The organism is Serratia sp. GW822-FHT06E05 (assembly GCF_058799445.1).
On the sequence record NZ_JBXALM010000003.1, the window covers coordinates 11,982 to 24,336 of the forward strand.

The 12,355-nt window shown below is 55.2% G+C and carries 13 protein-coding genes; 2 read left to right on the top strand and 11 right to left on the bottom strand.

Annotated elements, in window-relative coordinates:
* Positions 1 to 26: 26 nt before the first annotated feature.
* Genes AC1RKC_RS10065 through AC1RKC_RS10085 form a run of 5 tightly spaced genes read right to left on the bottom strand, consistent with a single transcriptional unit; the run spans position 27 to position 3,290 of the window.
* Positions 27 to 821, bottom strand: a complete 795-nt coding sequence (locus AC1RKC_RS10065) for an IclR family transcriptional regulator (protein WP_115058057.1) — start codon at positions 819 to 821, stop codon at positions 27 to 29.
* 24 nt (positions 822 to 845) lie between these two features.
* Positions 846 to 1,601: an SDR family oxidoreductase gene (locus AC1RKC_RS10070; protein ID WP_020828545.1), complete on the bottom strand. Its 756-nt coding sequence runs from the start codon at positions 1,599 to 1,601 to the stop codon at positions 846 to 848.
* Positions 1,598 to 2,641, bottom strand: a complete 1,044-nt coding sequence (locus AC1RKC_RS10075) for a Rieske 2Fe-2S domain-containing protein (protein WP_041414935.1) — start codon at positions 2,639 to 2,641, stop codon at positions 1,598 to 1,600. The genes AC1RKC_RS10070 and AC1RKC_RS10075 overlap by 4 nt, the downstream gene beginning before the upstream one ends.
* A 20-nt stretch (positions 2,642 to 2,661) precedes the next feature.
* Entirely contained in the window at positions 2,662 to 2,970 is a 309-nt protein-coding gene (locus tag AC1RKC_RS10080) for a recombinase-like helix-turn-helix domain-containing protein (RefSeq protein WP_044553351.1), read from the bottom strand.
* 2 nt (positions 2,971 to 2,972) lie between these two features.
* The gene (locus AC1RKC_RS10085; RefSeq protein WP_020828548.1) at positions 2,973 to 3,290 is read right to left on the bottom strand and encodes a non-heme iron oxygenase ferredoxin subunit; all 318 of its coding nucleotides are present in this window, start codon (positions 3,288 to 3,290) and stop codon (positions 2,973 to 2,975) included.
* Positions 3,291 to 3,685: 395 nt separating this feature from the next.
* On the opposite strand from AC1RKC_RS10085, the gene AC1RKC_RS10090 reads away from it, so the two are divergent.
* Complete coding sequence (locus tag AC1RKC_RS10090; protein WP_046372669.1) at positions 3,686 to 4,933, top strand: MFS transporter; 1,248 nt, start codon at positions 3,686 to 3,688, stop codon at positions 4,931 to 4,933.
* Positions 4,934 to 4,982: 49 nt separating this feature from the next.
* Here AC1RKC_RS10090 and rluF read toward each other — a convergent pair whose 3' ends face one another.
* From rluF to AC1RKC_RS10115, 5 genes are all read right to left on the bottom strand, one after another.
* Complete coding sequence (rluF, locus tag AC1RKC_RS10095) at positions 4,983 to 5,846, bottom strand: 23S rRNA pseudouridine(2604) synthase RluF (RefSeq protein ID WP_434680965.1); 864 nt, start codon at positions 5,844 to 5,846, stop codon at positions 4,983 to 4,985.
* Positions 5,847 to 6,069: 223 nt separating this feature from the next.
* Positions 6,070 to 6,990 (bottom strand): agmatinase, encoded by a 921-nt coding sequence (gene speB / locus AC1RKC_RS10100; RefSeq protein WP_044553357.1) that lies wholly within the window; start codon positions 6,988 to 6,990, stop codon positions 6,070 to 6,072.
* A 936-nt stretch (positions 6,991 to 7,926) separates the two neighbouring features.
* Entirely contained in the window at positions 7,927 to 9,903 is a 1,977-nt protein-coding gene (gene speA, locus AC1RKC_RS10105) for a biosynthetic arginine decarboxylase (RefSeq protein WP_041414938.1), read from the bottom strand.
* On the bottom strand, positions 9,896 to 10,039 hold the full coding sequence (locus AC1RKC_RS10110; RefSeq protein ID WP_115058053.1) for a virulence promoting factor: 144 nt from the start codon (positions 10,037 to 10,039) through the stop codon (positions 9,896 to 9,898). The genes speA and AC1RKC_RS10110 overlap by 8 nt, the downstream gene beginning before the upstream one ends.
* 98 nt (positions 10,040 to 10,137) lie before the next feature.
* A complete protein-coding gene (locus tag AC1RKC_RS10115; RefSeq protein ID WP_464773948.1) occupies positions 10,138 to 10,281 on the bottom strand; it encodes a hypothetical protein in 144 nt (47 codons plus the stop codon).
* 517 nt (positions 10,282 to 10,798) lie between these two features.
* On the opposite strand from AC1RKC_RS10115, the gene metK reads away from it, so the two are divergent.
* Positions 10,799 to 11,953, top strand: a complete 1,155-nt coding sequence (metK, locus tag AC1RKC_RS10120) for a methionine adenosyltransferase (protein ID WP_020828554.1) — start codon at positions 10,799 to 10,801, stop codon at positions 11,951 to 11,953.
* Between the two features lie 126 nt (positions 11,954 to 12,079).
* Here the strand turns inward: metK and AC1RKC_RS10125 are convergent, their stop codons facing one another.
* Positions 12,080 to 12,232 (bottom strand): Hok/Gef family protein, encoded by a 153-nt coding sequence (locus AC1RKC_RS10125; RefSeq protein WP_041415673.1) that lies wholly within the window; start codon positions 12,230 to 12,232, stop codon positions 12,080 to 12,082.
* Positions 12,233 to 12,355: the final 123 nt, after the last annotated feature.

Here is a 12,355-nt window from a genome sequence, read left to right on the forward strand (position 1 = left end):
CCCCGACGAAAACACGGGGTTGTCAGTTAGCCGGCGTTAGCCTGCGGCGGCGCGCCCAGAAAGCCGGAGATTTTCTCTGCGGCGTCACGCACTTCCATGCGCAGCCGTTCGCGATCTGCTTTTGGGATCTCATCGAACGGCACCATAATGCTGACCACGGCCTCGACCCGCTGCTCGCGGTTAAAGATTGGATAGACGATCGAAGAGATGCCATGGCGGAAAAACGACTCGCCAATTACATAGCCGCGCGCCTTATCCTGCTGCACCATCTGCCACAGCGCTTCACGATCTGCCGGGGTCCCCGGACCGCTGCCCGGCAATTGTTCCTGCGGATAGAGCTGGTCGAATTCGTCGCGGGTAGCGCTGGTCAGCAGCATGCGGCCCAGTGAGGTTTGGTGCACCGGCAGGCGGGTGCCAACGCTGACCTGATTGATTTGCGAACCGGCGGCGCTGACGCGGGCGATGTAGATCACGTCGCGCTCATCACGGATCGCCAGATGACTGCTGCACTGGCTGCGATCGCGCAGTTGCTCTATCACCGGCTGACCGGCCTGGGCAACGTCCAGAGAAGCGATATATTCAAAGCCGAGGCGCAGCACTTTGATGCCCAGCGCAAAGGTGTTGGTCCGTGGGTTGCGCTCCAGAAAACCCAGATGCTCCAGAGTTTGCACCACGCGATAGGCGGTAGCCTTTGGCATGTCGACCAGGCGATGCAATTGGGCAAAAGTCATTTCCTTATGCTGCTCGCCAAACGCCAGCAACAGTTGTAACCCGCGATCCAGTCCTGGGATCAGATATTTACACGCTTGATCGTCCGCCATGTGCTGCTCCTGGCTAAAGGTTGATTAGTTAAAAACAAAGCCGCCGTTAACCGGCAACAGTTGGCCGGTCACGAAATTCGCCAACGGCGACAGCAGGTAGAGCACCGAGCCATTAACGTCGTCAGGGTGCTGTGCCCCGGCCAATGCACGCCCTTGTTCGTACAGTTGATGACGCTCGGCGGGCACGTATTCGGTGGCCTCTACCCGCGTCAGTCCCGGTGCGATTGCGTTCACGCAAATCCCCTGCGGACCCAGTTCACGCGCCATTGAGCGGGTCATGGAGATGATCGCTCCTTTGCTGGCCACGTAAGCCATCAGGCGCGGTGCGCCCCACAGTGCGGTATCCGAAGCCACGTTAACGATCTTGGCATGTGGGGTTTGCGCCAACAGGGGTACCGCTGCCTGACTCACCAGCCAGGTACCACGTACGTTGACCTGCATCACCCGATCCCACAGATCGATATCGTATTCCATCATGGTTTTGCCACCGACGCCGGTAGCCAGCGCCGCGTTGTTCACCAACCCGTCGATCGCACCGCCTTCGGCAATGGCGTTGAATGCCGCGCTGATCGACGCCGGTTCGGCCAAATCGATCACCTGCGTTTCAACCTGTGCGCCCTGCTCGCGCAGGTTCGCGGCGCTGTCTGCCAGTTCATCCGCCAGAATATCGCACATCACCACTCTGGCACCGGCCTCGCTGATGGCTGCGGCGAAACTCCGCCCCAGCCCGCGTGCCGCGCCGGTCACCACAATGCGTTTTCCCGTCAGCAAGCCGTTCACTGCGCCGCCTCCAGCTCACTGAGCTTCGCCAGCTGCTTCTGCGCTTCTTTTTGCATCATGCGGCGCAAGCGAGACAGCCCCACATCATGCTGATACAGATACTCGCGGCCACGCGCGTTCGGGGCCATATTTTCCAGCACGATACGATCCTGCTCCAGTACGTCCCAGTGCAGCGACTCTAGGCGGTTGCGATACATAAAGCGCCACATGTCACGCTGCCAGTCTTTCACCTTACGGATACGCCAGAAGAACACCCGGCAGTGATCCTTATCTTCCGGCACCACCATGCCGATGATCCAGAAGTGACCACCCGGCCCGAAGCGCTTTTTGTACGGGATCGACAAACGCATCCAGTAGGCGCCGCTGCTGCCAAACTCCACCCAGTCAAAGTTAACGCCGATCTGACCATTCTTCTTAAAGATGAAACCGTTGTCGGTCGGCTCCAGCGCCATGTCCGCCTTGCGATCCCCTTCCGCCATCGAGTGCGAGGACGAATGCAGGTAGGTGCCGTGCATCGGATCCATCACGTTTTCCAGCGCGTACTGGTAATTGCAGTCCCAACTGGCGGTGCACAGGAAGTTGCTGTAGGCCGCTTCGTCCGCCAGCTCCGGCGGGAAGGTCAATTCAGCCGGCTCTTCATCCGCCGTCACGCCGAAATAGAGGAACACCGCACCGTAGGCTTCTTTGGCTGGGTAAGAGCGCAGGCATTTCTGCCCCACCAGCGGACAACGATCGACCGCCGGCACGTCTTTTACCGTACCGTCGCCACCCACTTCCACGCCGTGATACCAGCAGGCGATGCGATCGCCCAGGTTCCAGCCCATAGAAAGGCGCGCACCGCGATGCGGGCAGCGGTCTTCCAGCGCATGGATCGCGCCGTCGCCGTCGCGCCACACCACAATCTGTTGCTCCAGCCGCGTAATGCCCACCGGGTTATTGCCGATTTCCCAACTGGCCAGCACCGGATACCACATGCCGCGCAGCCCCTGGTCGAGATAGTCCTGTAAGGTCTGTGCGGAGGATGTTGTGTTTGCTGTCATTGTCTTCTCCCGGATGCTGCTCAGAAACCGTTAACGTGAAGGAATTCGCGAAACGCCGTCTCATTCCACGGCTGGCCATTGCGATCGAACAGGCGACGCTGATTCAGGGCGCTGACGATCTGCTCCAGCTCTTCTGCACCCTGATCGAAGATCTCTTCCAGCGCCGTGACCAACGCGGTCTCGAAACCGTCGGGTACGCGAGCGCGGGTTTGCCAGATGACGTTCTGAAATTGGCCCGGCTGATGGATTTGGCCATTGCCGCCTTCGCGCGCCGGGATCACCTGTTGGGTGTCCGGCAGCCAGGGATTGAAATCGGTGATGTGCTGCATGATTACTCCTCCGCAATAAAGGTGATTTGGATTTGATTGTCGATCACCCGGGTGGCATAGGTTTGCAGATCGCGGCCGCCTGGCTCACGCAGGCATTGGCCGGTACGTACGTCGAACAATGCTTCGTGCAACGGGCATTCGACCTTGCCGTCATCAACAAACCCCTGGCTGAGCAAGGCATAGGCATGTGGGCAAACGTCTTCCAGCGCGTAATAGTTGCCGTCGATCAGATACACCCCGACCTCTTTCCCTTCCACGTTGGCGGAGAAAGGAAAATCTTCTTTCACCTGAGACACTTCACACACTTTCGTCCAGCTCATTGCTTTTGTCCTCTATCTGATTGTTTCATATATGAAACTCAGTTTCTTATTTAATACACTCACTATAAGTCTGGTGAAACTTTCGTCAAGAGAGCAAAGCGGCAATTGTTAATGGAAAGTTGTTTAAACATGACAAATGCGGGAAGGATCACGAAAAAATGCACCGATATGAAAAACTGATGAAATCTGTGCTTTCTATCACTAATTCATGGATAAAAAGACGTTGATCTGGCTAATGCAATGCGAGTAAAAGTGCTATCTCGCTGTCTGAAACACCCTTTTTGATAACAATAAATTTACATAAAAACGACTCAAACCTGCTTTTCACCACTGTGAAATCAGCGGGTTAGTTTACTGCTGTCTAAATTCGTTATTCGCCCGCCAAAGGAGCGTACATGGAGCGCATTGTGCAACAACGTCAACGCTGGTTCGGGGTAGTGGCCCTGCTGTTTCTGATCGTCATCGCCTATGCCGATCGGGTCAATATTGCCGTGATGCTGGTCAACCCCGACTTCTTGCAACACTTTCAGCTCGACGGTAACCGTGCGCATCAGGGCATGCTGATGACGGTGTTTTTACTCGGTTACGGGCTTTCCGCCATGCTGCTGACGCCCTTTCTGGAAACCCTGATGGGCTATCGCCGCGCGCTGACGCTCAGCATTGTGCTCTGGGCGCTACTGACTGCCGCCTCACCGCTGGCGGGGTCGTTATTGCTGCTGTTTGCGGTACGCGCACTGCTTGGCGTCAGCGAAGGGCCGCTGTTCTCATTGAAAACCATGTACATCGGCGATCACTTCGCCGCCGATGAGCGCGGTAAACCCAATGCCGTCAGCACATTGGGCGTTTCTCTGGGCCTGGTGATTGGCTTTCCACTGGTCAGTTTCCTGATGGCGCACTTCGGCTGGGCGGTCTCTTTCTACCTGCTGGCGCTGATCAACCTGCTGCTGGGGCTAGCGCTGGTGCGGTTGTTTATCCATCCGCGCTCGTTACCGCTGAGCGCCGTCGATCCTCAGCCGGTTCTGAGCCGTGTCTGGCACACCTTCGCCCTGGCCTGGCATACCCCGATGCTGGGTTGGATCATGCTGATCGAGATCGCGACCCTGAGCTACCTGTGGGGCTCCAGTTCCTGGCTGCCGGCTTACCTGACCGACGAGAAAGGATTCTCCATCAAACAGATGGGCTGGATGGCTTCGCTGCCGTTTATCGTCAGCATCGCCTCCAAATATCTCGGCGGCGTGCTGCTTGACCGCATTCGCCCCTATCAGGCACCGTTGATTTTCGCCTTTGGCGGTGCGGCAACTGCATTGTGTATCTATGGCGTGATGCACAGTCATCAGCTCGGCTGGATTGCTTTCTTCCTGCTGGCGGCCAATGCCTGCTGGGGGGCTCAGGGGGCGGCGATCCCAACCCTGTTGCAACATTATGCGCAGCCGCAGGCGGTCGGCAGCGCCTACGGACTGATTAACGGCATCGGCAATATGTTCTCGGCGTTTGTGCCGATGATTATGGGCATGGTAATGGCTAGCCAGGGCAAGGTGTCTTCAGGATTTGCGGTGCTGATGGTGTCGCAGCTAGTAACGCTGTTGGCGGGCTGTGTGCTGTTTGGCCGGATGCGGATGACGCGAGAAGCCAGGCGGGCGTAAAGCAGTCGGGGCGCACATGCGCCCCGATCCGTATTTATGTTACCGGGCCTCAGCGTCCTTTCTTTTTACGACCCGGCTGAGCAAAGCGCTTGCGCGCAGGCGCGCTGTTGCTGGGTTTGTCGGCGCTTTTCGCCCCGCCGCCGGCCGGTTTTTTCACTGCCGGTTTGGCTTTCTTCGCCGGTTTGGCCTCCGAAGTGGAACCCTCTATCGACTTAAACAGTTCGACCAGTTCGTCGTCGGTTAAATCACGCCATTCACCCGGTGGCAAACCTGCCATGCTCACATTCATGATGCGAGTGCGTTCCAGCTTGGTGACCTCATAGCCGAAATGCTCGCACATGCGGCGAATTTGACGGTTCAGCCCCTGTACCAGCACGATGCGAAACACAAAGGGCGCTTCTTTCTTCACTTTGCATTTTTTCGTCACCGTACCCAGCATTGGCACGCCGGCACCCAAACCACGGATAAAGTCGTCGGTGACCGGTTTGTTGACCGTCACCCGGTATTCTTTTTCATGGTCGTTGCCCGCACGCAGGATCTTGTTCACCAGATCGCCGTGATTGGTGAGGAAGATCAGCCCCTGCGAGTCTTTGTCCAAGCGTCCGATCGGGAAGATACGGGTGCTGTGGTTGACGAAATCGACGATATTGTCTTTCTCGCCCTCTTCGGTGGTACTGACGATCCCGACCGGCTTGTTCAGCGCGATAAAGATCAGGTTGTCTTCGTTACGAGGCTCAATCAGCTGACCGTTGACCTTGACGACGTCCCCTGGGAATACCTGATCGCCAAGCGTAACGCGCCTGCCATTGATAAAAACGTTGCCTTGTTCGATATAACGATCGGCGTCGCGGCGAGAGCAGATGCCGCTCTCGCTAATATATTTGTTAAGACGTGTGGAAGGCTTGGTCAGCATGTTTTCTCCATACCCGTCGTCTTTCAAGTCACAGCGTTGTTACCTGCACTCCCCCACCCCAGTCACTTACAAAAGTAAGCTCCTGGGGATGAGCGAGCTGGGTGCCTAGCTGCGACTTGAAATCCATAGGGTATATAGATACCGGTTGTGTGTATTTCTCTATGGTACCGTTACAAGCGACTCGGCTTACCGCCCATAACCGCCTGTTAATACTATTAGGAACTTATTTGGTTTTTTTAGCCGCTTGCAGATACAGCATCTCCAGACCCAGGGTCGCCGCAGCCAGCGCGGTGATTTCGGACTGGTCATACGCCGGGGCGACTTCTACCACGTCCATACCGACAATGTTCAGCGACTGCATGCCGCGCACCAGTTTCAGTGCACGATCGGACGTCAACCCGCCGATGACCGGCGTACCGGTACCCGGTGCGAATGCCGGATCCAGGCAGTCGATGTCGAAAGTCAGATAAACCGGCATATCACCGACGATCTGTTTGATCTGAGCCAGCAGATCGTCAACGCTACGATCGTTAACCTGTGCCGCGTCCAGTACGGTGAAGCCGTTGTCATGGTCGAACTCGGTACGGATCCCGATCTGCACTGAGCGAGTTGGATCGATCAGGCCTTCGTTCGGCGCATGGAAGAACATGGTGCCGTGATCGTATTGGCTGCCGTTGGCATAGGTGTCGGTATGGGCATCAAAGTGCACCAGTGCCAGTTTGCCGAAATGTTTGGCGTGTGCGCGCAACAACGGCAGAGTCACGAAGTGGTCGCCGCCGAAGGAGAGCATGCGCTTGCCGGCTTTCAGCAGTTTTTCCGCGTGCGCCTGCAGCTTGTCGCTCATGTCCTGAGCATCGCCGAAGTTGAACACCACGTCGCCGCAATCGACGACATTCAGACGATCGCGCAGGTCAAAGTTCCACGGCCAGCGGTTGCCTTCCCAGGCCAGGTTGGTGGAAACCTGACGGATTGCCGCCGGACCGTGACGGCCACCGGCGCGGCCGGAGGTTGCCATGTCAAATGGAATGCCGGTGATGACCCACTCTGCATCGCTGTCGTAAGGCATAAAGTTCAGCGGAAAGCGCAGGAAACCAAAAGCATTGGACACTAAGGAATTATCGGGCTGATGGCCTAAGGTACTCATAGTAAACCCTCATATTTCAACGTTTCGCCTGTTGAAAAATCACACAGACGCTGGCAAAAAAAAATCCCTCCCGCGTCGTTAGCCCGACGAGAAAGGGATCCATTCGAAATCTGTTTCAGTACTGCCTATGCAGCAGATTATCGCCGCATTTCGCTCGCGCTTCAAGAGCGCACATCATCATATCGGCTGCTCGTCGTTAGCCAGTATATACCCTGAATCCTACCGTCGTGTGACCCTTGCCGTCCGCCGAGGTTTGAACTTTGTGATTCTGATCCCTTTAGCTGGCAAGAAAAATATATAGGTTAATTATGCAACCCACTTTATTAAAAATAGATCAACAGAAATGTTAACAATTAATTTTTACACCTTTAGATAACACGAGATCAGTAAAGCCATGTTTAATATTATGCCTGTGCGCCAACGGCGAATAATTAAAAACAAAAAACTTTATATCACGCTAGAAACTCTCACTTTCTTATCAAGTATTCCGTTGGGTTATCTTTGTTCTAAATTTGACTCACTGAATGAAATATCCATAGAGGTAGTGCTTATCTATGTTCCCGTATCCATGATCGCCGTAGACTATTTTTATCAGCGCCTTGTGGGTGAACAAGCGCTGTGGTAGTAATGAACGCGCTTATCAGCATCTGTAGGGGGCGGTAGTGATTATAAAATTTCTCAAAATATTTTCGCTTTTCTTTCTTTGCTATGCGCTTGTCTTTCTGGTTAAAGGGGAAACCATTAGCACCGGCATAATGCTTAAAACGCTAGGTTACTCTTTCCTTATCGCATCAGGATATTTATTCGTTACCAGCCGCTGGTGGAAAAAACACGTCCTAAAATTGAAAGATGAGTAAATAAAATAGCCGGTCAGGCATCAGGGTATAAAAAAGGCCGGACATCCGTTGGATGCCCGGCCTTTCAGAAGCGCTCTACTTATTCATCTTCTAAATAAGTATAACCGTACAAACCGGCTTCGAACTCTTCCAGGAACTGCGCCTGCAGTTCGCTGTCCAGATCGGTTTCTTTCACCTGATCGCGGAACTTGGCCAACAGTGCGGTAGGGTCAAGCTGCACGTATTCCAGCATATCGGCAACGGTATCGCCTTCATCGGACAACTCGGTTTCTACCGTACCGTCAGGGAACACGAACACGTCAACCGAGGCGGTGTCGCCGAACAGGTTGTGCATGTTGCCGAGGATCTCCTGATAGGCGCCAACCATAAAGAAGCCCAGCGCCGGCGGGTTTTCCGGATCGTACGGCGGCATTGGCATGGTGGTCGCCACACCGTCACCGTCGATGTAGTGATCGATGGTGCCATCCGAGTCACAGGTGATGTCCAGCAGCACCGCGCGGCCTTCCGGCGGCTTATCCAGGCCTTCCAGCGGCAGTACTGGGAACAGCTGATCGATACCCCAGGCGTCCGGCATCGACTGGAACAGCGAGAAGTTGACGTAGAACTTGTCCGCCATACGCTCTTGCAGTTCGTCGATGATTGGGCGGTGTGCACGGTTGCTCGGATCCAACTGCTGCTGGATCTTGTTGCAGATGTTCAGATACAGCTGCTCAGCCCAGGCACGCTTGGTCAGATCCAACATGCCGTGTGCATATTGCGTATGAACGTCGTGCAGATCCATTTGGCTGTCGTGCAACCATTCACGCAGCGAGCGGCGATTTTCCGGCTCGTTCATTTCCTGCCAGGTTTCCCACATGCTTTCCAGCGCGCGTGGCGCGTCTTCAGCAGGCGGTAATGGTTCGCTGAATTCGTTGCGTTCAACGCCGATCACGTTGGATACCAGTACCGTATGATGCGCGGTCACTGCACGACCGGATTCGGTGATCACCGTCGGGTGCGGCAAACCGTGTTCATTACAGGCGTCGCCGATGCCCCAGATCACGTTGTTGGCGTATTCGTTCAGGCCGTAGTTCACCGAACAGTCGGACTGCGAACGGGTACCTTCATAATCTACGCCCAGACCGCCGCCCACGTCGAAGCACTGGATGTTCACGCCCAGCTTATGCAGTTCGACGTAGAAGCGCGCCGACTCACGTACGCCGGTGGCGATATCGCGAATATTGGCCAGTTGCGAACCCAGGTGGAAGTGCAGCAGTTGCAGGCTGTCGAGACGGCCCGCTTCACGCAGGGTTTCCACCAGCTTCAGCACCTGAATGGCTGCCAGACCGAACTTGGACTTTTCGCCGCCGCTCGACTGCCATTTACCGGAGCCTTGCGACGCCAGACGCGCACGCACGCCCAGGCGCGGCACCACGTTCAGGCGTTCGGCCTCTTCCAGCACCATGTTGATCTCGGACATCTTCTCGATCACCAGGTACACTTTGTGCCCCAGCTTTTCGCCGATCAGCGCCAGACGGATATATTCACGGTCTTTATAGCCGTTACACACGATCACCGAGCGGGTCATGCCAGCATGCGCCAGCACCGCCATCAGTTCGGCCTTGGAGCCGGCTTCCAGCCCCAGCGGTTCGCCGGAATTGACCAGAGATTCAATCACGCGGCGATGTTGGTTTACCTTGATCGGGTAAACCAGGAAATAGCCACCTTCATAGCCGAACGACTCACGCGCACGTTTGAACGCGGCATTGATCGAACGCAGACGGTGCTGCAGGATCTGCGGGAAGCAGAACAGTGCCGGTAGACGTAAACCGTCGTTTTGACGCTGCTTCACCAGCTCGGCCAGATCGACACGTGCCTGCGGGACGTCCGGATCCGGGCACACGCTGATGTGGCCCAGTTCATTGACGTCATAATAATTGTTGCCCCAGTAGGCGACGTTATAAGTGCGCAGCATCTTGCTGGCATCACGATCATTCATGGCAACCTCCTGCATGGAGCGCAAAGATATAGATTCGCCCGTTGCTGACGGACGGTGAATCAAAAGATCATCAGACATTACTCGCCTCACATCGCGTACTGACGATACAGTCAGCCACTATCGCAGCTACAACCCGCGAGAACAACCCAACAAACCGCCCTTGCGGCAGCGAATAAAACTGCCGTTCGCGGTCAGCGATCGGTTTATTACTCATATAATTGTAAGACACCCTGTTCAAACCTCGTGAATCGGGTCAAGAAACATCCCACAGGAAGGCTGCAGGCTACCCTTGTTCAGTTCTTCAGACGACCGTTAACCGGCCCGAGAATCCTGAGTAGCGCCCAAGTGTTTATCACACCTGGAAGGTGGTGTAGAGACAAGACGGGAAATAGCAGAAGAATGTGCGCCAGAACGGCACTGCTGTTGAGAACCAACAACCGGTAGACAACGGATCATTAATCCAACCACCTCCACGCACGTCGCCCTCTATGAACGACTGAGCCTCTATTAATAGTGTAAGAACGTGACCGTTCTATGAAGCGGCGACGCCAAAGGTTGGCGTCTGCGGCTGACAATCAGACCCCCCGTGGAGGCGTCACAGAAGTTTACAACTTCGTACCCCGCACTGTGCACCAAATGAGCCGCGCGCGCAGTTTATACCGATAACACGGGGAAAATGCAAAATGAAAATTTGTCGGAAACTGTTTCAAGCGATGAAAATGGCGCCGGAAGCTTTGCGCAAAAGAGCGAAAGGGCAAAAAAATACTGGCAATCCGGCTAAGGCCTGACCTAAAATAGACGTCCAGATGTTAATCCATCTATACTGGTTAACTGATAAACTGCTTAACGGCTTTGCCTGAGGGGCGTTGCAGGAAGCATCTCGCGCCATCAGCGGAAGACCCTTCGCTTTGATGCCGGATCTCCAGCGCTGTGCAGTAATTTCTAACCCGTCTTATGCAAGGTAAAGAACACCATGGCTAAACACCTATTCACGTCCGAATCCGTCTCCGAAGGACATCCTGATAAAATCGCTGACCAGATCTCCGATGCCGTTCTCGACGCCATCCTGGAACAGGATCCTAAAGCACGCGTAGCCTGCGAAACCTACGTTAAAACCGGCATGGTTCTGGTTGGCGGCGAAATCACCACCAGCGCCTGGGTAGATATCGAAGAGATCACCCGTAAAACCGTGCGCGAAATCGGCTATGTTCATTCGGATATGGGCTTCGACGCCAACTCTTGTGCCGTACTGAGCGCCATCGGCAAGCAATCCCCGGATATCAATCAGGGTGTTGACCGTACCGATCCTCTGGAACAGGGTGCTGGCGACCAGGGCCTGATGTTTGGCTATGCTACCAACGAAACCGAAGTGCTGATGCCGGCACCGGTGACCTACGCGCACCGCCTCGTGCAGCGCCAGTCCGAAGTCCGTAAAAACGGCACTCTGCCGTGGCTGCGTCCGGATGCGAAAAGCCAGGTCACCTTCCAATATGACGACGGCAAAATCGTCGGTATCGATGCGGTGGTACTGTCCACCCAGCATTCCGAAGATATCTCTCTGAAAGATCTGCAAGAAGCGGTGATGGAAGAGATCATCAAGCCGGTTCTGCCTGCAGAATGGCTGAGCGCCAGCACCAAATACCACATCAACCCGACCGGCCGTTTCGTTATCGGTGGCCCAATGGGCGACTGCGGCCTGACCGGACGTAAAATCATCGTTGATACCTACGGCGGCATGGCTCGTCACGGTGGCGGTGCGTTCTCCGGTAAGGATCCGTCCAAGGTTGACCGTTCAGCGGCTTACGCAGCGCGCTACGTGGCGAAAAACATCGTTGCCGCCGGCCTGGCTGACCGCTGTGAGATCCAGGTTTCCTACGCTATCGGCGTGGCGGAGCCAACCTCCATCATGGTGGAAACCTTCGGTACCGAGAAAGTCCCTACCGAACAGCTGACCCTGCTGGTACGCGAGTTCTTCGATCTGCGTCCATACGGCCTGATCCAGATGATGGATCTGCTGCAGCCGATCTACCGCGAAACTGCAGCTTACGGTCACTTCGGCCGCGAGCACTTCCCTTGGGAAGCGACCGACAAAGCAGAATTGCTGCGCGATGCTGCTGGCCTGAAATAAGCCTGCGTATCGAATGTGAAAACGGCAAGCCTTGGCTTGCCGTTTTTGTTTTTAGCGGATGGGTGCTCGTGGATCCACGCTCAAACAACCAACAGGCGGGAGCAATACTCCCGCCGTTGGGTTGCCTTACCTTTTGGATTCGTAAGCCAGAATGGCCGCAACTTCCGTGTTGCCCGATCGGATCCGCAGCTCACAAAGTTTGCTGCGTGTTATCCATGCCAGTGATATTACAGTGGCACAAATAACGACCAGTTTTAGGACACTCCCTTTGTTCGGCATCATGCCTCCTTCTCCTTGCCTCTCGGCGGGTAAGAAGCTAACCTAACGTTGTCTGGCGTTAGAGTTGGCCTCGGGTTGATGTATATCGACACGGGGCTTTTCTCTTTCTATCCCTTACGAATG